The organism is Sinorhizobium sp. RAC02 (genome assembly GCF_001713395.1).
Classification (GTDB): domain Bacteria; phylum Pseudomonadota; class Alphaproteobacteria; order Rhizobiales; family Rhizobiaceae; genus Shinella.
Window position 1 is genome coordinate 1,801,767 of record NZ_CP016450.1, and the last position, 19,707, is coordinate 1,821,473.

The 19,707-nt window shown below is 63.9% G+C and carries 20 protein-coding genes and 1 pseudogene; 6 read left to right on the forward strand and 15 right to left on the reverse strand.

Annotated features, from left to right (window positions below):
• Position 1: 1 nt before the first annotated feature.
• From BSY16_RS08655 to BSY16_RS08675, 5 genes are all read right to left on the reverse strand, one after another.
• Positions 2–1,576 (reverse strand): MFS transporter, encoded by a 1,575-nt coding sequence (locus BSY16_RS08655; RefSeq protein WP_353652377.1) that lies wholly within the window; start codon positions 1,574–1,576, stop codon positions 2–4.
• Positions 1,577–1,686: 110 nt separating this feature from the next.
• Complete coding sequence (locus BSY16_RS08660; RefSeq protein ID WP_069059284.1) at positions 1,687–2,142, reverse strand: MarR family winged helix-turn-helix transcriptional regulator; 456 nt, start codon at positions 2,140–2,142, stop codon at positions 1,687–1,689.
• Positions 2,143–2,277: 135 nt separating this feature from the next.
• Positions 2,278–3,129, reverse strand: coding sequence for a CDP-diacylglycerol--serine O-phosphatidyltransferase (pssA, locus tag BSY16_RS08665; RefSeq protein ID WP_069059285.1), 852 nt, complete (start codon positions 3,127–3,129; stop codon positions 2,278–2,280).
• A gap of 118 nt (positions 3,130–3,247) precedes the next feature.
• A complete protein-coding gene (locus BSY16_RS08670; RefSeq protein ID WP_069059286.1) occupies positions 3,248–3,946 on the reverse strand; it encodes a phosphatidylserine decarboxylase in 699 nt (232 codons plus the stop codon).
• A gap of 106 nt (positions 3,947–4,052) precedes the next feature.
• Positions 4,053–4,562, reverse strand: a complete 510-nt coding sequence (locus BSY16_RS08675; RefSeq protein ID WP_069059287.1) for a hypothetical protein — start codon at positions 4,560–4,562, stop codon at positions 4,053–4,055.
• A gap of 152 nt (positions 4,563–4,714) precedes the next feature.
• On the opposite strand from BSY16_RS08675, the pseudogene BSY16_RS33235 reads away from it, so the two are divergent.
• Positions 4,715–5,361 (forward strand): annotated as a pseudogene (locus tag BSY16_RS33235) (VOC family protein).
• Here BSY16_RS33235 and BSY16_RS08685 read toward each other — a convergent pair.
• Together BSY16_RS08685 and BSY16_RS08690 are read right to left on the reverse strand one after the other, a co-directional pair.
• On the reverse strand, positions 5,362–7,254 hold the full coding sequence (locus BSY16_RS08685; RefSeq protein ID WP_286157196.1) for an ABCB family ABC transporter ATP-binding protein/permease: 1,893 nt from the start codon (positions 7,252–7,254) through the stop codon (positions 5,362–5,364).
• Positions 7,255–7,419: 165 nt separating this feature from the next.
• The gene (locus BSY16_RS08690; RefSeq protein ID WP_171902395.1) at positions 7,420–9,795 is read right to left on the reverse strand and encodes a LysM peptidoglycan-binding domain-containing protein; all 2,376 of its coding nucleotides are present in this window, start codon (positions 9,793–9,795) and stop codon (positions 7,420–7,422) included.
• 161 nt (positions 9,796–9,956) lie between these two features.
• Between BSY16_RS08690 and BSY16_RS08695 the strand changes: the two genes are divergently transcribed.
• Positions 9,957–10,577: an LOG family protein gene (locus BSY16_RS08695; protein ID WP_069059290.1), complete on the forward strand. Its 621-nt coding sequence runs from the start codon at positions 9,957–9,959 to the stop codon at positions 10,575–10,577.
• A gap of 63 nt (positions 10,578–10,640) precedes the next feature.
• On the opposite strand, the gene rarD is transcribed toward BSY16_RS08695, so the two are convergent.
• The 7 genes from rarD to cysS form a co-directional block, all read right to left on the reverse strand.
• Positions 10,641–11,585 carry an EamA family transporter RarD gene (gene rarD, locus BSY16_RS08700; RefSeq protein ID WP_069059291.1) on the reverse strand — a complete coding sequence of 315 codons (945 nt, stop codon included), beginning with the start codon at positions 11,583–11,585 and terminating at the stop codon, positions 10,641–10,643.
• Positions 11,586–11,696: 111 nt separating this feature from the next.
• Entirely contained in the window at positions 11,697–13,313 is a 1,617-nt protein-coding gene (cimA, locus tag BSY16_RS08705) for a citramalate synthase (RefSeq protein WP_069059292.1), read from the reverse strand.
• Between the two features lie 3 nt (positions 13,314–13,316).
• Complete coding sequence (pip, locus tag BSY16_RS08710) at positions 13,317–14,276, reverse strand: prolyl aminopeptidase (protein WP_069059293.1); 960 nt, start codon at positions 14,274–14,276, stop codon at positions 13,317–13,319.
• Positions 14,273–14,746: a GFA family protein gene (locus BSY16_RS08715; RefSeq protein WP_150129905.1), complete on the reverse strand. Its 474-nt coding sequence runs from the start codon at positions 14,744–14,746 to the stop codon at positions 14,273–14,275. Before BSY16_RS08715 ends, pip begins: the two co-directional genes overlap by 4 nt.
• A gap of 2 nt (positions 14,747–14,748) precedes the next feature.
• Positions 14,749–15,240 (reverse strand): GFA family protein, encoded by a 492-nt coding sequence (locus BSY16_RS08720; RefSeq protein ID WP_069059295.1) that lies wholly within the window; start codon positions 15,238–15,240, stop codon positions 14,749–14,751.
• A complete protein-coding gene (locus BSY16_RS08725) occupies positions 15,237–15,719 on the reverse strand; it encodes a GFA family protein (RefSeq protein WP_069059296.1) in 483 nt (160 codons plus the stop codon). The genes BSY16_RS08720 and BSY16_RS08725 overlap by 4 nt, the downstream gene beginning before the upstream one ends.
• Complete coding sequence (gene cysS / locus BSY16_RS08730) at positions 15,716–17,149, reverse strand: cysteine--tRNA ligase (RefSeq protein WP_069059297.1); 1,434 nt, start codon at positions 17,147–17,149, stop codon at positions 15,716–15,718. Before cysS ends, BSY16_RS08725 begins: the two co-directional genes overlap by 4 nt.
• A 302-nt stretch (positions 17,150–17,451) precedes the next feature.
• Between cysS and BSY16_RS32330 the strand changes: the two genes are divergently transcribed.
• Together BSY16_RS32330 and BSY16_RS08735 are read left to right on the forward strand one after the other, a co-directional pair.
• Complete coding sequence (locus tag BSY16_RS32330) at positions 17,452–17,610, forward strand: hypothetical protein (protein ID WP_171902396.1); 159 nt, start codon at positions 17,452–17,454, stop codon at positions 17,608–17,610.
• A 183-nt stretch (positions 17,611–17,793) separates the two neighbouring features.
• On the forward strand, positions 17,794–17,976 hold the full coding sequence (locus BSY16_RS08735; protein WP_069059298.1) for a hypothetical protein: 183 nt from the start codon (positions 17,794–17,796) through the stop codon (positions 17,974–17,976).
• Positions 17,977–18,006: 30 nt separating this feature from the next.
• On the opposite strand, the gene BSY16_RS08740 is transcribed toward BSY16_RS08735, so the two are convergent.
• Positions 18,007–18,771 (reverse strand): SOS response-associated peptidase, encoded by a 765-nt coding sequence (locus BSY16_RS08740; RefSeq protein ID WP_069059299.1) that lies wholly within the window; start codon positions 18,769–18,771, stop codon positions 18,007–18,009.
• A gap of 60 nt (positions 18,772–18,831) precedes the next feature.
• Here BSY16_RS08740 and BSY16_RS08745 point away from each other — a divergent pair, with 60 nt between their 5' ends.
• Positions 18,832–19,266, forward strand: coding sequence for an NUDIX domain-containing protein (locus BSY16_RS08745; protein WP_069059300.1), 435 nt, complete (start codon positions 18,832–18,834; stop codon positions 19,264–19,266).
• Positions 19,263–19,688: a TIGR02301 family protein gene (locus BSY16_RS08750; RefSeq protein WP_083242862.1), complete on the forward strand. Its 426-nt coding sequence runs from the start codon at positions 19,263–19,265 to the stop codon at positions 19,686–19,688. Before BSY16_RS08745 ends, BSY16_RS08750 begins: the two co-directional genes overlap by 4 nt.
• Positions 19,689–19,707: the final 19 nt, after the last annotated feature.

Consider the following 19,707-nt stretch of genomic DNA (forward strand, 5'->3'; position numbering starts at 1 on the left):
GTCAACCTTCAACGGCCGCTTCGCCGCCGATGCGGGTGCTGGCCTCTCTGATACGAACGATAATCCTGTGGATGGCAAGGGCGGTGGCGGCTCCTACCGCCAGGAGCGCGATGACGAAGAACGCGTCATTGTGGGCGAGCACATTGGCCTCCCGCGTCACCTGCTGGGTGAGCAGCGCCACGCCTTCCGCCTTGAGCACGGCGGGATCGATGATCGTGTGACCATAGGCGGCGGAAAGCTGCGAGACGCGGGCGGCGACCAGCGGATCGGCGAGCGTCATCGTCTGGGCGAGGATATTCGAATGGAATTTTTCGCGCAGCGTGATGAAGGAACCGAAGATCGCGGAACCGGCAAGGCCTCCGAGGCTCTGCGTCACCAGGAAGACGACGATGAAGCTCAGGATGTATTGCGGCCCCTTGCGCAGCGCCAGCGTGAAGCCGGAGGCGATGGCCGGAGGCAGGAACAGGCTCCCGCCGGCCGCGATCATCGCCTGGCTCAGATACATCTGTTCGGGCCGCGTCACGTTCGTCGCATGGCTGTCGAGAAAGGCGCCCCAGCCGATCAGGAGCAACGCGACCATGTGCAGGCCAGGCTCGCGGCCGGGCTTCATGATCGCCGCGCAGACGAGACCGCCCGCAGCCGTCGCCAGCGCCACGAAACCGTAGAGGCCAGTCAGCTGGTCGTTCAACAGCCCGGTGATCTGGAAGAAATTGCCGGCGACGGCGGTCTGTTCGGCGAGCATCAGCCGGAACAGGATCAAGACGGCGGTGAAATGCAGCATTTCGCGGCTAAAGAGCCAGCGCAGGTCGATGAGTGGCGTCTTGCGATTGAGTTCGATTACGGCGGCAATGGTGAGCGCACCGACCATGACCACCAGCAGCTCGCCGATCCATTGCGCCTCCAGCCACCAGTAGGTTCGCCCCGTCACCAGGATGACGGCGCCTGCCCCGAAACCGACGGCGATGAAGAGGTAGCTCAGGATATCGAGCTTCTCGATGACCTTGACCCGCGGCGGCGGCGTCAAGGGCAGAAGGTAGATCGCCGAGAAGGAAAGCATGGCCAGAGCGATCTCGAAATGGAGGAGCGCCCTCACCCCGCCGAGTTCGATGAGCGTTGGGGAGATCAGGCGCGTCAGCGGGGCGGCAAGGCCGATATTGGTCAGCGCCAGCGAAATGCCGACCGTCAGTTTTCGCGCCGGCGAAAAGGCTTCCAGCATGTAGAGGAAGCCGAGCGAGGACAGCGGGGCGGCAGCGATGCCGGCGAAGAAGCGCAGCACGATGGCGGACTGGAGGTCCGTGATGAAAATGTGCAGCACCGATACGACGAGGAAGACCGCAATGCCGAGTTCGGCGAAGGGACGCAGGCCATACTGGTTGCGGATCTTGATGAGCATGATCGACAGCGAGGCGTTGGGCGCCATGTAGGCGGCCATCAGCCAGACCGCCTCGGCGCTCGTCGCGCCGAACGGCCCCTGAAGCTGCGGAATGTTGGCGGCGACGAGATTCAGCCCGAAACCCTGCGTCATGGCGAGCAACGTCGACGCCGCCATGTAGGCGGCGGCGCGGGGCGGTGCCATCGGCGGTGGAGCCGGCGGCGGGGCGGCCGGCTTGTCCTCGACAGGCTCCTTCTCGACTAGCTCCGACGCCTCTTCCTCCGTCCCGCGCGGCTCGTTGGCGGGAACGGTGCTCATGCCTCGACGCTCTCGCGACAGCTCTTGGCGATGTTTTCAGACATGACGGCAAACACCTTGACGGTGGTCGACATGTCGCCGGTCGGGATGCTCTTCAAAACGTCGGCGCGCAGCGACCTGGCGAGATCCAGCACCTCTTCAGCAACCTTGGCGCCGCGCGGCGTCATGGCGATCTGCTTGGCACGGCGGTCGCCCTCGACGGATCGGCGCTCGATGAAGCCCTGCTTTTCCATGCCGTCCAGCAGGCGCACAAGCGTCGGCGTCTCGATATCGAGTTCCTCGGCAAGTTCCCGCTGGTTCAGCTCGGCGCCACGGCCGAGGATCAAAAGCGCACGAGCGCGGGGAAGCGTCAGCCCCCTCTCCTTCACCCGCGCGTCGAACAAAGCGCGCATTTTGCGCTGGACGCGGGAGAGATCATCGAGGAGGCGTTCGCGCGGATCGGTAGCGTTCATCTTGCTAGTCCAAATATTATTAGCTTACTATCTATTTTCTCACTAATTAGTCGACAGGCAATAAAAAATCAAGCCCTGCCCACGGACTGTGGACAGGGCTTTTGTCAGGCTCACGCGGATGTGATTATCGGGCGATTAGGAGCCGTCCGGCTCCTCGGGGAATTCGCTTGCGCCGTGGGTGGTCGGCGCGCTCCAGCCGCCATACTTGCGCTGCCAGGAGCGGGCGCCGAACGGCAGGGTGGCAAGGTAGGCGACGACGGTGATCACCATGGTTTCCCAGGTGAAGCTCATAAGGGTGGCGACATAGAGCACGACGAGCAGGATGATCGGCAAAACGAGATCGCGGCGCACGCGGCTGCCTTCCGACTTGCCCGACCAGACCGGCAGGCGGCTCACCAGCAGGAAGCCGATCAACACCGTGTAGCCGGATGCCAGGAAACCGAAGAGCGGGCTTGGAGTGATGCCGAGAAAACCGAGATAGACAGGCAGCAGCACCAGCATGGCGCCCGCCGGCGCCGGTACGCCGACAAAGTATTCCGACTGCCATTTCGCCTTGGTCTCGCGCTCGGCCATGACATTGAAGCGGGCGAGACGCAGGCCCGCCGCGATGGCGTAGATCAGCGCCGCGATCCAGCCGAAGGAGCGCGCCTGGTCGAGAATGAAGACGTAGAGCACGAGTGCGGGCGCCACGCCGAAATTGACGATGTCGGCAAGCGAGTCCATCTGGCCGCCGAATTTCGACGTTGCCTTCAGAAGGCGTGCGACACGCCCGTCGATGCCGTCGAGGAAGGCCGCGAGCAGCACCATGCCGACGGCCAGCTCGTAGCGGTTCTCGAAGGCCAGCCGGATGCCGGTGAGGCCCGCGCAGATGGCAAGAACCGTGATGAGATTGGGAATGATGATGCGGAACGGGATTTCGCGCAGGCGCGGGCCCCGGGCCTCGTCGTTCGGGCCATTCGGCTCATAGGGCGGAAACGGAGTGTCCATGTCTTTTCGCTTCGCTCGTTTTAGTGAGTGAACAATCAGTAGCGGCTGGCGAATAGGGAAGAGCAAAGAGGCGTTCGCATCCTCAGACCTGCTCTATTCGCAGTCCGCGCCCAAGCTTCTACCCCCGACGGCTGATGACCGGGCCCTTGTCCGAACCAAATTCCGCCAGCACCGTCTCGCCGGCAATGGCCATCTGGCCGACGCTGACGCGCGGCTGGACGCCCGCCGGCAGGAACACGTCGAGACGCGAGCCGAAGCGGATGAGACCAAAACGCTCTCCGGCCTCCAGGCTGTCGTTCATCGAGGTCCAGCACAGGATGCGGCGTGCGACGAGGCCGGCAATCTGCACGACGCCGATCGGTCCATGCGCGCTCTCGATGACGAGGCCGTTGCGCTCGTTCTCCTGGCTTGCCTTGTCGAGATCGGCATTCAGGAATTTGCCGGCACGGTAGGCGACGCGCGAGACGCGGCCGCGCATCGGCGCACGGTTCACGTGGCAGTTGAAGACGTTCATGAAGACGGAGATGCGCATCATCGGCTCGTCGCCGAGTTCGAGCTCGGCCGGCGGCGTCACCAGGGCAACCGCCGAGACGCGCCCGTCGGCCGGGCTGATGACGAGGTCGTCGTCCTGCGGTGTCATGCGTTCGGGATCGCGGAAGAAATAGGCGCACCAGGCGGTGAGCACGAAGCCGATCCACATCAGCGGCTCCCAGGCCGCACCGAGCAGCAGCGAGACGACGAAGAAGCCGGCCACGAACTTCCAGCCCTCCCGATGGATCGGCACCAGGGTGCTGCGTATCGTATCGACCAAACTCATCTTCCGACATCTCCTGACAATTTCACGCCATGGACCTAGCGTGAAAACCGGGCGGGAGCAATGCGGCGTGGCGAATAGCCCCCAGCGAGAGCCCGCTTCTGTCCCCTCAATCCTGCGTTGGCTTCAAAGGTTCCGTCGATGTGAACGCCGATTCGATGCGATCGCGTAGCCGTTCGGCAGCAGCGCGCGTGCGCAGTTCACGCGTTTCGAAATGCCGACCATCCGCGGCGACCAGAACCACGGACCAGGTCGAATCCCCTTCCATGGCCTCCATTTCGACCACGTCGAGGCGCATGCCATCGTCCTCCCTGAAAACGTCCTGCTGGAGCTTGAGGAACGGGCGTTTGCGCTCGATCGTGATGCGGCCAGGCCCGACGATCCAGACCCCGGAAGCACCATTCAGGCCTGCCCAGGCGACCGGCCCGCCAACCGACCAGGCGCCGAGAATGAGGAAGAGAAAGAAAGGGCTCGCGAAGTTAAACGGCCAGACGCCGCGATAAAGCTCCCAGGTCGCGATGATGATAACGAAGAGACCGGCAGCGACGAGAAAGATGCGCAGGGCAAGAGGCACCGGCACGCGGTGCCGAAACAGACCATCCTCTCCGATTCTGTCCATCATCGACCTCCACATCTCTCATGTGCCACATCCCTCTAACGCGGTGTTGACAAGATTTGATCAACGGAGGCACAATTTACCCGTTGCTGTAGGGCGCATCGGCGAGGCCGAAGGGGCAATGCCCACCTACGACCGAAACCGTAGCTGCGCCCATGCCGAATCTCGAAAACCTCAGGAAACAAGCCAAGCAATATGTGCGCTGGCATCGTGAACGGCACCATCCGGTGGCCGCGGTCATCCGCGCCACCCTGCCCGAGTTCCAGGATCTCACCGACCGGGATGTGCTGGATGCGCCGTTCTCGCTTGCCGATGCACAGACGCTTGTCGCTCTTCAGAATGGTTTTGCGGATTGGCCGGCGCTCAAGGCAGGAGCCCAGAGCATGAGCAACCCACCGCAACCTCACAGGAACGCCCCGCGCTCAGTGGCGCCGAACCGGTCCTCTATGTGCGCGATTTCGCCACCGCCCTCGCCTTCTTCACGGAGAAGCTCGGCTTCGCCGTCGATTTCGCCTATGGCGAACCGCCCTTCTACGGCGTTGTCGAACGCGACCACGCGCGGCTGTGCCTGCGGCAGGTCACGGAACCGGTCTTCGTCGGCGATATCCGCGCACGTGAGGAACTGTTGTCGGCATCGATCACGCTCGACAGCGCAGCCGCCATCAAGCAACTCTTCCTCGACTATCAGGCGGCGGGCGTCGCCTTCCACGCGACCTTGAAGACGCAGCCCTGGGGCACGCGCACCTTTATCGTGCTCGATCCAGACGGCAACCTGATCCTGTTTGCCGGCCCCGGCGAGTGATCACTCGGCCGCCGGCACACCACGCACGATGATGCCGAGATCGTCGCTCTCGCGCACCTGCTTCAGCCGCTCTTCAGCCTGGACCGCCTCGCGCTGGCGGTTCCACATGGAGGCATAGAGGCCGTCGTCGCGCTGCATCAATTCGCCATGCGTGCCACGCTCGGCGATCACGCCGTCCTTCAGCACGATGATCTCGTCGGCCGAGATGACGGTGGAGAGACGGTGCGCGATGACGAGCGTGGTGCGGTTCTTCGAGACCACGTCGAGTGCGGCCTGGATTTCCTGCTCAGTGCGGGTGTCGAGCGCCGAGGTCGCCTCGTCGAGGATGAGGATCGGCGGGCTCTTCAGGATGGTCCGGGCGATGGCGACGCGCTGCTTCTCGCCGCCGGAGAGTTTTAGGCCGCGCTCGCCGACCATCGCCTTGAACCCTTCGGGCAGGTGGCGGATGAACGGGCCGATCTGCGCGGCCTCAGCGGCAGCCATGATGTCCGCGTCGCTGGCACCCGGCCGGCCGTAACGGATGTTGTAGGCGATCGTGTCGTTGAACAGCACGGTGTCCTGCGGCACCATGCCGATCACCGAGCGCAGGCTTTTCTGCGTCACGTCGCGCACATCCTGCCCGTCGATGGTGACCGCGCCTTCCTGCACGTCGTAGAACCGATAGAGCAGCCGCGACAGCGTTGACTTGCCGGCACCGGAGGGGCCGACGACGGCGACGGTTTTTCCCGCCGGCACGTCGAAGGAAATGCCCTTGAGGATCGGGCGTGCCGGATCATAGGCGAAATGCACATCCTTGAAGGAGATCGCCCCATCGGAGACGGCGAGGTCGGTGGCATCCGGCTTGTCCTGCACCTCCTGCTCCACCTCGAGCAGGTCGAACATCTGCTCGATATCCGTCAGGCCCTGGCGGATTTCGCGGTAGACGAACCCGATGAAATTGAGCGGGATGGCGAGCTGGATCAGCATGGCATTGATGAAGACGAAATCGCCGAGCGACTGCTCGCCGCGCTGCACGGCAAGCGCCGACATACCCATCATGATCGCCATGCCGACGCCGAAGATCAGCGCCTGGCCGAAGTTCAGCCAGCCAAGCGAGGTCCAGACCTGGGTCGCCGCCTTTTCGTAGCGCTCCATGGATTGATCGAAGCGGCGCGCTTCCATGTCCTCGTTGCCGAAATACTTGACTGTCTCGAAGTTCAGCAGCGAGTCGATCGCCTTCGTGTTCGCCTCGGTGTCGCTGTCGTTCATCGAACGGCGGATGGAGATGCGCCAGTCGCTCGCCCTAACGGTGAACCAGATGTAGAGCCAGACGGTGACGGCGGTGACGAGCAAGTATTGCAGCCCGTAGCCCCACCAGAAGATGGCGGCGGTCATCAGGAATTCGATGAAGGTCGGCACGCTGTTGAGGATCGTGAAGCGCACGATCGTCTCGATGCCCTTGGTGCCGCGCTCGATGACGCGCGACAGGCCGCCGGTGCGCCGTTCCAGATGGAAGCGCAAAGACAGGCGGTGCAGGTGCACGAAGGTGCGGTAGGCAAGCTGGCGCACGGCATATTGCCCGACGCTGGCAAACAGCGCGTCGCGCAGCTGGTTGAGGCCGGCCTGCAGGATGCGTGCGCCATTATAGGCAAGCACCAGCATCACCGCACCGAGCAGGAAGGTCGGCAGCAATGCCACGGCGTCCGCCTTGCCGTTCAGCGCATCGGTCGCCCATTTGAAGAAATAGGGCACCAGCAGCAGCACGATCTTCGACAGGAGCAGGAAGACCGAGGCCCAGACGACGCGCATCTTCAGGTCCGGCCGGTCGGAGGGCCACATGTAGGGCCAGAGGTTCACCAGCGTGTGAAAGGGGTTGCTGCTATCGGCCGAAACCGTCTTTTTCGTCGTCGCCACGCTGGCCTCCGCGGGACGGCTGCCCGGCCCCATAGAGTCCCGGTCCCGGTTGTTTCGGGTGCTCCAGGACTGCTCGAATGAAAATGCGGCGCCCGCTGGGCGCCGCATCCATGAGATAGGTCCTTGCCGGCCGCTTCGCAACAGCCGGCAGGAAATTGCCGTGGATCAATTCCCGCGCACGTGCTTGCGGTGCATCTTCTCGGCTTCCGCGTCGGTTTCCATCGCCTTGTCCGGCACGCCGAAGACCTGGCCGGGAATGATGCGGTCCGGATCGGTGATCTGGGCCTCGTTGGCGAGGTAAATCGTCGTGTAGCGCACGCCCTTGCCGTAGATGCGGCGGGAGATCTGCCACAGCGTATCGCCGCGACGGATGATGACCGAGGTCTTGCTGGCTTGAAGCGGCGCCTGCTCGACGGTTTCGGGCTCTTCCGCAACCGCTTCGCCGCTGCCCGCAGCAGTGCCGGTGCCAGTGCCACCGGCGACCGTGCCGGTCTCGCTCCCGGTCGCGGACGCAGTGCCGCCGGCCGTCGTCGTGTCCTCTGCCGGGCTCGTGGTTTCGGCGACTGGCGCGCCGCCGACGCCTTCGGTTGCGGTCGCCACGACATTCGCCGTTGCGGCGGTGAGCGCGGGCATGCCTTCGAGGGCGGCAAGCGCCTGCTGGTAGGCTTCCTTGCCAGCGCCGGCCGGTACGGCAGCGAGGCGGTCGAGTGCCGTCGAGGCCCAGCCCTTCAGCTTCGCGATGGCCGCCGCCACATCCGCGGCTGCGCCGGCCGGCGGCGCAAAACCGGTGATGCCCTTGAGTGCAGCTTCGAGCGCCGTGCGGGCGGTCTGGATCTCCGCCGGCGCCGCATTGCGGCCCTCGGAGAACAGCGTGACGAACTGCTGCTGCAGGACAGTCACCTGCGCGGCCATGCCCTCGATGGAGGTATCGGCAGCGGACGACGCAGCCTTGACCACGGTTTCAGCCTTCTCGATGGCCGGTGCCAGCGCATCGGCAACGGCCGTCTCGATCGACCCCAGGGCGGCGCCAACGGCAGCGGCATCGCTCGGCAGGGCCTGGAGGCGGGCAAGCGCAGAGGTTGCCGCGGCGGAGGCCTTGGCGGCCATCTCGCGTGCCGCTTCGCCCTCTTCTGCGCCAGGCTTGAACTCGGACAGCGACTTCAAGGCGATTTCCGTGGCAGAGCGGGCGGCAGCCAACTCTTCGGCGGTCGGCATCTTGCCGTTCGCGTACAGGCCCTTCAACAGCGCGATCGCCTTGTCGGCTTCACTGCGCAGCTTGTCGAACATGCCGCCGCCGATGAGGCCGAGCGCCGGGCTGGTGTTGCCGGTTGCATCGTCCTGCGCCACCACGGCAACCTGCTCGCCCTCCGGCCGGTCGAACGGAACGGAGGCGCGGAAATCGACCTTGCTGCCGTCCGGGCTCATCACATCGGCGCGGACCGTGTGGCGACCGACCGTAAGGTTAATCGCGCCATCGGCCACGTAGCGGCCGGCTTCGTCGGCCTTCGCCTCGCCGACAAGCGTGTCGTCAGCATAGATGCGCACGAGCGCGCCGGGCTTGGCCGTGCCGGCGATGAACATGCGCTCACCCTCCAGCTCGACGGCCGAAACACGGGCCTGCGCCTTCGTGGCGGCGTCGGTGGCGTCCGCCGCGGTGGCGGCCGTATCAGCCGTCGCGACCTCGCCGGACGGCTGGGTGCCTTCGCCCGTTGCCAGAGCGGTTTGCGTGCCCGCGGCTTGCCCATCGGTAGCGGTCGCAGCTGCGGCCTTCTCTTCAGGGTTCGTCGCAACCTCGCCTACGGCCGATGCCGTTTCGCCGGCCGCCTGTTCGACAGACTTCTGGGCCGCCCCAGCGGCCTCGCCAACAGCCTTCTCGGCGGTTTCCGGCACGGTGATCAGACGGCTTGCCTCGCCTGGCTTGGAGACCATGGCGAGCAGCTCGCCGCTGCTGTTCGTCGGCACGGAGACGGTTGCAACCTCTTCGGAGGTCTTGGCAACGCCCTTGTCGTCCTTGGTGTTGAGGGTCAGCTGGTAATCCCCCGCCGCGAGCGGCTGGTCGAAGACGGCGGCGAAATCGCCGGACGGGCCGATATCGGCCGTCGCGACGACGGTTTCGCCATTCTTGATTTCCAGCTTGGTGTTCGGCTGGCCGCGACCTGCAATCACCGTGGAACCGTCCGGCTCGACACGCAGCAGATCGAAGGCGGGCGTGACCCAGCCGGTTGTGGGGTCGGCCGGCGTCGTCTCGGCCTTGGCCGTTTCCTGGGTCGCGGTCTCCGTCCCGGTTGCGGTGCCGGCAGCCGGCTTCTCGACCTCGGTCGTCACCTCGCCGCTGGTCGCGGTTTCGGCCGTCGCCGGGCGGGACTGCTTGCCCTCGGCCGTCGTGGTCTCACCGCCACCTTCGGCCGGTTTGTCGACCAGGTTTGCGACGGTCGTTTCCGCCGGCTTGTCCTTGTTCATGTTGGGCAGCACGAAGAAAACCATGAGCAGCGTTGCCGCCGCCAGCACGATCAAGGCCACCAGACCCGTCTTGTTCTTCATCATCAACTCTCTTTCTGTCCCGGTTTCCCGGGGTCCCCTCCTGAAATTGCTATCGATTCGCAGTGTTTTACACAAGGTTCAGGGGGCAATCCGGGGCTTCGGCCCCGTGCTTTTTCGTCATTATCCTTGACGGGCTGCCGGCAGGGTGGCTGAATCCCCTCATGAGTGAACAAACCTTGCCGATTCGATCCGTCTGCGTTTACTGCGGCTCCCAGCCGGGCCGTGATTCGTCCTATATCGCCGCCGGGCGACGTCTGGGCCAGGCGATGGCCGAAAACCATCTGCGCCTCGTCTATGGCGGCGGCACGAAGGGCATCATGGGGGCGGTCGCCAGCGGCGTGCTCTCGCATGGCGGCCGCGTCACGGGCATTATACCGCAATTCCTCGTGGATATGGAGGCCACCCGTCATTCACTGGGCCAGCTCAGCGAATTGATCATCACGCCCGACATGCACGAGCGCAAACACAAGATGTTCGATCGCGCCGACGCGTTCGTGGCGCTACCGGGCGGCATCGGCACGCTGGAAGAAATCGTCGAGGTGATGACCTGGGCGCAGCTCGGCCGCCACCGCAAGCCGATGGTCTTTGCCAATATCGGCGGCTTCTGGGATCCGATGCTGAAGCTCATCCGCCACATGGCGGACGAAGGCTTCATCCATACCGCCCATCTCGTCCAGCCGCTCGTCATCGACGATCCGGAAGAGATCGTCGCAGCGCTCGTCGATCATTGGGCGGGACAGGTCGACCGCGACGGCGAAGCGGACATTATCGCGCGCCTCTGAAGCGTTCTGCTAAAGCATTGTAAAAAGCCGAAGGTCCGCAACCTTCGGCTTTCTGTTTGCCCGTCACTCCGCCGGCTTCAATTCCGCCGCCGCGGCACGCCTTGCCCGCGCAGAGCGCAGCATCGAGCCGGAATAGAGGAACAGGGCTGCCCAGATCAGCACGAAGGCGATCAGCTTGGTGGTGCCGAAGGGTTCGCCGAAGACGAAGACGGCGATGATGAAGATCATCGTCGGGGCGATATACTGCATGATGCCGATGGTGGAGAGGCGCAACAGCTTGGCACCATTGGCGTAGATCATCAGCGGAATGGCCGTGATGACGCCGGTGGCGAGCAACCAGAGCACGTCCGTCATGCCGGTATCGCCGAAATGGCCCTGCCCCGTCGATTCCAGCCAGATGATATAGCCGGTCGCCGGCACGCTGAGCAGCAGCACCTCGAGGAAGAAGCCCTGGTTCGGTCCGATCGGCAATGTCTTGCGGAAGAAGGCGTAAAAACCCCAGGACAGGCAGAGGCCGAGCGACACCCATGGCAGGCCGCCCGCATCGAAGGCGAGGATCGCCACCGCGCAGGCAGCAAGCCCGATCGCCACCATCTGCGCCGGGTCCGGCTTTTCCTTCAGCAGGACCGCGCCTAGGAAGATCGAGAAGAGCGGATTGATATAGTAGCCGAGCGCCGTCTCGATGGTGCGGCCGGCGCCGATCGCCCAGACATAGATGCCCCAGTTGACGGTGATCAGCGTGGCCGTCAACGTCGCCATGGCAAGCATGCGCGGTGAGCGCAGTGCCGCCTTGATATCCCCCGTGCGGCCGAGCCAGATCAGCACGAGGCCGGCCAGCGGCACCGACCAGACGATGCGGTGCGCCACCACTTCCGAAGCCGGAATGTGGGCGACGGCCTTCATGAAGAAAGGCAGGAAGCCCCACAGCACATAGGCGGTCAAGGCAAAGGCAAAACCGCGCGGCGAATCGCCGGTTTGGAGACCGCTGGAGGAATTCGCGTCGGCCATGGTGTCATTTCCCGTCGATTTATGGAATTTCCGAGGGAAATACTCCAATAGACGTGAATACACCAATTCATTCCGGTGAAGGGAGGATGAGCGACGCTGAACCTCGCTCCCCTACTCCGCGGCCACCCGCCCAGCATCCCCGCGGTTCTTCAGGAGCTTGTAGACGATGGAGTCCATCAGCGCCTGGAAGGAGGCGTCGATGATGTTGTCGGAGACGCCGACCGTCCACCAGCGTGCGCCGGTTCCATCCGTCGATTCGATCAGCACGCGGGTGATCGCCTCGGTACCGCCGTTGAGGATACGCACCTTGTAGTCCGCCAGTTCCAGGTCGGCGATTTCGGCCTGGTATTTGCCGAGGTCCTTCCGCAGCGCAAGATCGAGCGCGTTGACGGGACCGTGGCCCTCGGCGACCGACATCATCGTCTCGCCATCGACGATGACGCGCACGACGGCTTCGGACACCGTCTTGAGCTGGCCGTTCGCATCGTAGCGGCGCTCGACCATCACGCGAAAACTCTCGACATGGAAGAAATCCGGCACCGTGCCGAGCGTGCGGGAGGCAAGCAGCGCAAAGCTCGCATCCGCCCCTTCGTAGGCGTAGCCGGTCGCCTCGCGATCCTTGACGATCTGGATCAGGCGGTCGAGCTTCGGGTCATCCTTGCCGACCGTGATGCCGCGCAGCTTCAGGGCATTGATGAAGTTCGCCTTGCCGCCCTGGTCGGACACCATGACCTTGCGCAGGTTGCCGACGCTCTCTGGCGTGATGTGTTCGTAGGTGCGCGGGTCCTTGAGCAGTGCCGAGGCGTGGATGCCGGCTTTCGTGGCAAAGGCGGAGGCGCCGACATAGGGCGCCTGATGGTCCGGCGAGCGGTTCAGAAGCTCGTCGAAGGTGTGCGCCAGCTTGGTGAGGCCGGTCAGTTTTTCCGTATCGATGCCGATCTCGAAGCGCGCGTTGTAGGCTTCCTTCAGCGCCAGCGTCGGGATGAGTGTTATGAGATTGGCATTACCGCAACGCTCACCGATGCCGTTCAGCGTGCCCTGGATCTGGCGCACGCCCGCCTCGACCGCGGCCAGTGAATTGGCGACGGCCTGGCCCGTGTCATTGTGCGCGTGAATGCCGAGGTTTTCGCCCGGCACGCCGGCGGCGATGACGGTTTTCACGATCGCCTGCACTTCCGACGGCTGCGTGCCACCATTGGTGTCGCAGAGCACCACCCAACGGGCGCCGGAGGCGAAAGCCGTGGTGGCGCAGGCCAGCGCATAGTCCGGGTTCGCCTTGTAGCCATCGAAGAAGTGCTCGCAATCCACCATGGCCTCACGCCCGGAGGCCACGACGGCCTTCACCGATTCGGCGATGCTTTCGAGGTTCTCCTCGTTGGAACAGCCGAGCGCGACGCGCACGTGGTAGTCCCAGCTCTTGGCGACAAGACAGATCGCATCGCTCTTCGAATCGAGGAGCGCTGCAAGACCCGGATCGTTGGAAGCGGAAATGCCGGCGCGCTTTGTCATGCCGAAAGCGACGAACTTGGCGCGGCCGGTGCGTTTCTTCGCAAAGAAAGCCGTATCCGTCGGGTTGGCGCCCGGATAACCGCCCTCGACATAATCCAGGCCGAACTCGTCCAGCATGCCGGCAATCGCGATCTTGTCCTCGACGGAAAAGTCGATGCCGGGCGTCTGCTGGCCATCGCGCAGCGTGGTGTCGAAAAGGTAGATACGGTGTTTTTGCATGTTTCAGACTTTCCCCGCGAACATATCGGTCGCGTAGATCAGGCGGTCGAGAATGCCGGGCTCCGAATAGGCGTGGCCCGAGCCTTCGACGAGGTAGAACTCCGCCTCCGGCCAGGCCCTATGCAGCTGCCAGGCGTATTTGGCCGGGCACGGCATGTCATAGCGGCCATGCACGATGACGCCGGGAATGCCGGTGAGCCTGTGCGCGTCGCGTAGGAGCTGCCCCTCATCCAGCCAGCCGGCATTGACGAAGAAATGGTTTTCGATGCGGGCGAAGGCGTGGGCAAACTCGTCCTCGCCGAACTTGTCGCTCGTCGACGGCTCCGGCAGAAGCGTGATCGTCTCGCCTTCCCACAGGCTCCAGGCCTTGGCGGCGGCGATGCGCGTCGCCTTGTCGTCGCTCGTCAGGCGGCGGTGGTAGGCGAGCATCATCTCGTGGCGCTCTTCGGGCGGGATGGGGGCGACGAAGCGCTCCCACTTGTCCGGAAACATTTCCGAAACGCCGAACTGGTAGTACCAGTCGAGTTCGCCCTTGGTCAGCGTATAGATACCGCGCACGACGAGTTCGGAGACGCGCTCGGGATACTTTTCCGCATAGGCGAGCGCCAGCGTCGAGCCCCAGGAGCCGCCGAAGACCAGCCACTTTTCCGCACCCGCCATTTCGCGCAGCCGCTCGATATCGGCGACGAGGTGCCAGGTCGTGTTCGCCTCCAGTTCCGCATGCGGCGTGGACTTGCCGCAGCCGCGCTGGTCGAACAGCGTCACGTCGTAGAGCGCCGGATCGAACAGCCGGCGATGGTTGGGCGAGATCGTCCCGCCGGGGCCGCCATGCAGAAAGACTGCGGGCTTTGCGCCCGGCGTGCCGGCCCGCTCCCAGTAGATGACATGCCCGTCGCCGACGTCGAGCTGCCCGGAGGCATAGGGTTCGATTTCGGGATACAGGGTCCGCAAGGCTTCACTCATAATTTCAATCCGTGGGCAGGCCAGTTTTCGGTTTCGTGGTCGGGGTGCTGGAAGGAGATGATCTGCTCCTGCTGGCTGTAATAGTTCGGATCGTCATGCACGGGTGCGGCGAAAATCGCCTCGACCCAGGGAAGACGCGAGCCGTAATTGACCTGGATCTGCGGCGCGAGATCGCTGCGGTCGTCGAAGGCGCCGATGGCGATCTCCAACCCGCCGGGATGTTTGTAGGTTAGCGGCGTGCCGCAATGCCTGCAGAAGCCGCGGGCAATGTTGATGGAGGACTGGAAATAGGCCGGCTCCTCGCGCGTCCATTCCGTCTCGCCCTTGGCGGTGACGAGCGGACCGAAGAAGCCGCCGAACTGCTTCTGGCACATGCGGCAATGGCAGATCGACGGACGGCCGAGCTCACCCTTGATGCGGAAACGGACGGCGCCGCACTGGCAGCCTCCGGTACGAACGGTCTCGGTCATGTCTATTCCTCCGGCGGCCAGTGATCGGTGTCGTAGTCGGGATGCTGACGGTTCGAGTCGCGGATCGTGAGGTGGCGCTCCGCCCCACCCTCGCCCTCGTTGCTTTCGCTTTCGGCAAGTTTCGGCAGCTGGGAAAACCAGACGACGCGCGATTCGACGCCGGATTGCGCGATCGGGCGCACGTCGTCGGGATCGTCGAGAGAACCGAGTGTCACGTTGATATGGACCGAGGCGAGGCCATCATAGAACAGCGGCGTGCCGCAATCCCGGCAGAAGCCGCGGCGCACGATCTCGGACGACTGGAACCAGCCGGGCTCGCCGCGTGTCATCGAAAAACGCTCCCGCGACGCATTGGCGAGCGGCAGGAAATAGTTGCCGGCCGCCTTCTGGCACATGCGGCAATGGCACAGATGCGGATCGCCGAGCGTGCCCTCGACACGGTAGCGCACCGCGCCGCACTGGCAGCCGCCGGTATAGATGCGCGAAATGCTCATGGCTTGCGCTCCGGCGGCCAGTCGTCGGTGTCGTGGTCAGGGTGCTGGTAGGAGACGAGGTCGGCGAGGAAGGAGGCGGCATCCTGATCCGCCATCGTGTCCTCGCCCGGCAGGTCATGGACCGTATCCACATAGGGCAGTTTCGCCTCGATGCCCCACTGGATGCGCGGGGCGATCTCGGCCGGATCGTCGAACGACGCGATGGTGAGCGCCACGCCGTCCGGCGCCTCATAGGTCAGCGGCGTGCCGCAATCGGCGCAGAAGCCGCGATAACCATGGTTCGACGACTGGAACCGCTTCGGCTCGCCGCGCGTCCAGGTCAGCTTGGCGGCCCGGACGGAAACCAGCGGTAGGTAAAAATTGCCGCTCGCCTTCTGGCACATCCGGCAATGACAGACCGACGCATCCCCGAGCGCACCTTCGACATGGAAGCGCACAGAGCCGCACTGGCATCCGCCGGTGTAGAAGGGCGTGGTCACCTCTTCACCTCCCACGTCGTCACGCGCTCGCCGGTCTCGGGGTCCTTGCCGTCCTTGAGCTGGACGCCCTTGGCGGCGAGGTCGTCGCGAATCTTATCGGCCTCGGCGAAGTTCTTCGCCTTCAGCATTTCGAGACGAAGCTCGATGATCGAACCGATGCTTTCCTCCAGCGCCTTGGACACCTCGGCCTTCTTCGGCGCGATGCCGAGAAGCTCGGCGCTGGCGGCGAAGACGGGGAGCATCAGCGGATCGCTGTTGGCGCATTGGGCAAGCGCATGCAGCGCCTGCACCGCCGCGACGGTGTTGAGGTCGTCGCGCAGCGGCGCCAGCACGCTTTCATCCACGCGACCGTCGGCCGGGTTTCCGCCGGCCGGCCACTTGGCAAGGAGGCGTTCGGCCTCCTCCAGGCGCTTCACGCTGAAATCGATCGGCTCGCGGTAGTGCGTCATCAGCATGGCAAGACGCAGCACCTCACCCGGCCATTTGCGGCCGCCGAACTTTTCCTCGTCCAGCAGTTCCGAGATCGTGAAGAAGTTGCCCTCGGACTTCGACATCTTGCGGCCTTCGACCTGCAGGAAGCCGTTGTGCATCCAGACGTTCGACATGACCTTGGTGCCATGCGCGCAACGCGACTGGGCGATCTCGTTCTCGTGATGCGGGAAGATCAGGTCGAGCCCGCCGCCGTGAATGTCGAAGGTCTCGCCGAGATAGGCGGCAGCCATGGCTGAGCACTCAATATGCCAGCCCGGGCGACCGCGGCCCCACGGAGAGTCCCAGCCGGGCTCTTCCGGCGAGGAGAGCTTCCACAGCACGAAATCGCCCGGGTTCTTCTTGTGCGCATCGACCGCGACGCGGGCGCCAGCCTGCTGTTCGTCGAGGTTGCGTTTCGAGAGATCGCCGTAATCGGCCATGGAATGCGTGTCGAACAGCACTTCGCCGCCCGCCTGATAGGCGTGGCCGCGTTCGATGAGCCGTTCGATCAGGGTGACCATGTCCGACTTGCCGTCTTCGCGCGGCTGCACGAATTCGGTGGCGCGCGGCTCGTGCGTCGGCAGCATGGCGCCGAGCGCTTCGATATCGGCATGGAACTGGTTTGCCGTCTTCTCCGTCACGCGCCGGATCGCCGCGTTGAGCGACAGTGCGCCGCTCGCGATCTCACCGCCGAAATCGCGCAGCGCCCGGGCGTTGATCTTGTCGTCGACGTCCGTGATGTTGCGGGCATAGGTGACGTGGTTTTCGCCATAGACATGGCGGAGCAGCCGGAACAGCACGTCGAAGACGATGACCGGGCGGGCATTGCCGATATGGGCGAAGTCATAGACCGTCGGGCCGCAGACATACATGCGCACGTTGTCTGGATCGATGGGCGCAAAGGGCTCCTTCGACCGCGTGAGCGTGTTGTACAGCGTCAGGACCGGTTTTTCGGCCATAGAAATCTCCCAAAAGGCGTAAACCCGGCTGGCCGGGTCGTTGTCATCCAGGGATTTTGGGGGACGAAAACGGCCGGGCCAGCGCGTGCGCTAGCGAATAATGCTCCGGCGGATGCAGAGTACCGTTTTCATGGCCTGCTTTATCGCGCCATGCACGCGTCCGGTCAAGCGGGCGAATGGCTTTCCCGACGAAAATCCTTTGCGCTTCCGCCTGTTACCGCGGTGACACGGCGCCCTCTGTCCGCATGAGAGAAAGGAGCCATCGAACCGGCCCGGAAGCGCCGGAAAACCAGGGGAACGCCATGAGGAATACGAAATGCGAGGATGCCAAGACATGTGAAAATTCCGAACACGGCGAGGAGCGGCCGCAGCCCGGCGAGAAGCAGGAAAACCCGTTCAGCCTGCGCGCCATCATCACCGCCTTCCTTCAGGGGCGCGTGCGCCAGACGCCGCGCAAATGAATGTTATCAGCAGTCACAATTGTTGATCGCAAAAACCCGCCCTTTTCGACCATTCGCCGCAGAGCGATCAAGATTTGAGCAGAATTTGGCCGAACAGGTCCCGTAAATGCATAGGTCATTGGGGCAGCGACCAGGGGAAGTTCGAATGGGCCGCCCGATGAAAGACACTTCAGGAGAGTGACAATGTCTACCGCACGCACTGAAACAGTGCAGAATACCGAAGCCAAAGAGAACCTTCAGAAGCGCTACAAGCCGCTCGGCCTGCGCGCCGTCGTTGCGGCCACGCAGTGCAAGCCTGAGCAGAAGCCCAAGGACAAGCGCCGCGGGCATGACATTCCGGCCGTACTTCAGCCGCTCTACGACTGAGCCGCTTCGAGGCAGCAGGACTTTTTGATCCTAGAATAGCGAAAGCTGATCTGACGGTGGGGGCGCTTGTGCGCCCTTTTTCGTTTCCGGCGGCATCTCCTCGACCGGAAGCAGGATATCCGGCCCCATATTGGCGACCTTGTTGACGCTGTCGGACACCGGGATCGCCTCGAAGAAGCCGTCGTCGATCGGCTTCATGAGATCCACGACGTCCCGCGGCTCCTGGGTCTTGCAATCGAGCCAGCGTGAAAAGTCTTCCGGACGAATGACGACCGGCATGCGGTCGTGAACGCGGGCGATGTCGTTGTTCGCGGCCGTCGTCAGGATCGCGCCGGTATCGACTTCCGAACCGTCGGCCGAGGACCAGGTTTCCATGAGGCCGGCAAAGGCGACGACCTCGCCCTTCTTCGGGCGGATAAAATAGGCCTGCGACTTCGCCCCCTTGTCCGCCGGCCTTCGCCACTCGAAAAAGCCGGAGGCCGGCACGAGAATGCGACGGTGGCGCATGGCGGCGCGGAACGAGGCCTTGTCGATCGCCGTTTCGGCGCGGGCATTGATGAGCAGAGGAAAATCGCGCGGATCCTTCACCCAGCCCGGCATGAAGCCCCAGCGCACCAGCATCGCCTTGCGCTCCGGAAGGTTGCTGCCGGGCTCGTGCTTGTCGCTGGCGACGACGATCAGCACCGGTTGCGTCGGCGCGATATTGTAGCGCGGCGGCGGGTCCTCCATGTTCACGACATTGAGGAACTCGCGCATGAGATCGGCCTTGGCCAGCAATGCAAATCGTCCACACATGGCGTCGTCATCGCACTTTGCCTATAAGGGGTCAATGAAGCGCAAGCGAACCGGACCGCGATGAAGAAATCGAAGAAGCCCCAGCCCGCCTCCTCCGCCATCATCGAGCGCGACGGGCGCTATCTGCTCGTGCTGCGCAGCAAGCCGCCATCGGACGCCATGTACGCTTTTCCCGGCGGACGCGGCGAAGACGGCGAGACACCGGCCGAAACGGCGCTGCGCGAACTCCATGAGGAAACCGGCATTCGCGCCGAAAAACCCATGCTTTTCGCGACCTATGACCTGCCCGGCCATGAAGACGGCCCCGGCAGTCCGTCCTTCTTTCTCTCCGTCTTCAAGGTGAAGGCCGACGAGACGGCGGTCGCCGTCGCCTCCGATGATGCGGCAAGCGTTGGCTGGTATTCGGCAGAGGAGATCCAAAACCTGCCCGCGCCCGACAGCGTGCGCGAGTGCATCAGCCGGCTGGAAGCCGAGCGGGCGAAGCGGAGTGCATGACGGTGATTCGCCTTGTTATCCTCTTCAGTCTTCTCTTCGCAGCGCCGGTTTTCGCCCAGCAGGCGGCCGGCGACAAAGCCAAGGAAACGCCGAGCACGGCCCCCGCCGAGGAAAAGCCCACGCCCTATGACGAGCGGCTGGAGCGGCTTTCCGAAATCATCGGCGCGGTTCACTACCTGCGCAATCTGTGCATGGACAAGGCGGAGGACAATTGGCGGGCATCCGTGCAACGGTTGATCGACATGGAAGCGGCAAACGAGCCGAAGCGGCAGGAAAAACTGACCGCCGCCTTTAATCGTGGATACCGTTCCTTTGCCGCCATCTATACCGCTTGCACCGACTCGGCGGTTGTCGCAGAAGAGAGATACCGTAACGAAGGTGCAACACTTGCCACAGAAATTACCGCGCGATTTGGAAATTAGCGGTTAATTAACCTCTTTC

What these genes read in the sequence shown, in the direction of transcription:
- BSY16_RS08655 (WP_353652377.1), bottom strand. Translation starts at nt 1,576, where the DNA reads ATGGCACCGCCCCGCGCCGCCGCCTACATGGCGGCGTCGACGTTGCTC.
- BSY16_RS08660 (WP_069059284.1), bottom strand. Translation starts at nt 2,142, where the DNA reads ATGAACGCTACCGATCCGCGCGAACGCCTCCTCGATGATCTCTCCCGC.
- pssA (WP_069059285.1), bottom strand. Translation starts at nt 3,129, where the DNA reads ATGGACACTCCGTTTCCGCCCTATGAGCCGAATGGCCCGAACGACGAG.
- BSY16_RS08670 (WP_069059286.1), bottom strand. Translation starts at nt 3,946, where the DNA reads ATGAGTTTGGTCGATACGATACGCAGCACCCTGGTGCCGATCCATCGG.
- BSY16_RS08675 (WP_069059287.1), bottom strand. Translation starts at nt 4,562, where the DNA reads ATGGACAGAATCGGAGAGGATGGTCTGTTTCGGCACCGCGTGCCGGTG.
- BSY16_RS08690 (WP_171902395.1), bottom strand. Translation starts at nt 9,795, where the DNA reads ATGAAGAACAAGACGGGTCTGGTGGCCTTGATCGTGCTGGCGGCGGCA.
- BSY16_RS08695 (WP_069059290.1), top strand. Translation starts at nt 9,957, where the DNA reads ATGAGTGAACAAACCTTGCCGATTCGATCCGTCTGCGTTTACTGCGGC.
- rarD (WP_069059291.1), bottom strand. Translation starts at nt 11,585, where the DNA reads ATGGCCGACGCGAATTCCTCCAGCGGTCTCCAAACCGGCGATTCGCCG.
- cimA (WP_069059292.1), bottom strand. Translation starts at nt 13,313, where the DNA reads ATGCAAAAACACCGTATCTACCTTTTCGACACCACGCTGCGCGATGGC.
- pip (WP_069059293.1), bottom strand. Translation starts at nt 14,276, where the DNA reads ATGAGTGAAGCCTTGCGGACCCTGTATCCCGAAATCGAACCCTATGCC.
- BSY16_RS08715 (WP_150129905.1), bottom strand. Translation starts at nt 14,746, where the DNA reads ATGACCGAGACCGTTCGTACCGGAGGCTGCCAGTGCGGCGCCGTCCGT.
- BSY16_RS08720 (WP_069059295.1), bottom strand. Translation starts at nt 15,240, where the DNA reads ATGAGCATTTCGCGCATCTATACCGGCGGCTGCCAGTGCGGCGCGGTG.
- cysS (WP_069059297.1), bottom strand. Translation starts at nt 17,149, where the DNA reads ATGGCCGAAAAACCGGTCCTGACGCTGTACAACACGCTCACGCGGTCG.
- BSY16_RS32330 (WP_171902396.1), top strand. Translation starts at nt 17,452, where the DNA reads ATGAGGAATACGAAATGCGAGGATGCCAAGACATGTGAAAATTCCGAA.
- BSY16_RS08735 (WP_069059298.1), top strand. Translation starts at nt 17,794, where the DNA reads ATGTCTACCGCACGCACTGAAACAGTGCAGAATACCGAAGCCAAAGAG.
- BSY16_RS08740 (WP_069059299.1), bottom strand. Translation starts at nt 18,771, where the DNA reads ATGTGTGGACGATTTGCATTGCTGGCCAAGGCCGATCTCATGCGCGAG.
- BSY16_RS08745 (WP_069059300.1), top strand. Translation starts at nt 18,832, where the DNA reads ATGAAGAAATCGAAGAAGCCCCAGCCCGCCTCCTCCGCCATCATCGAG.
- BSY16_RS08750 (WP_083242862.1), top strand. Translation starts at nt 19,263, where the DNA reads ATGACGGTGATTCGCCTTGTTATCCTCTTCAGTCTTCTCTTCGCAGCG.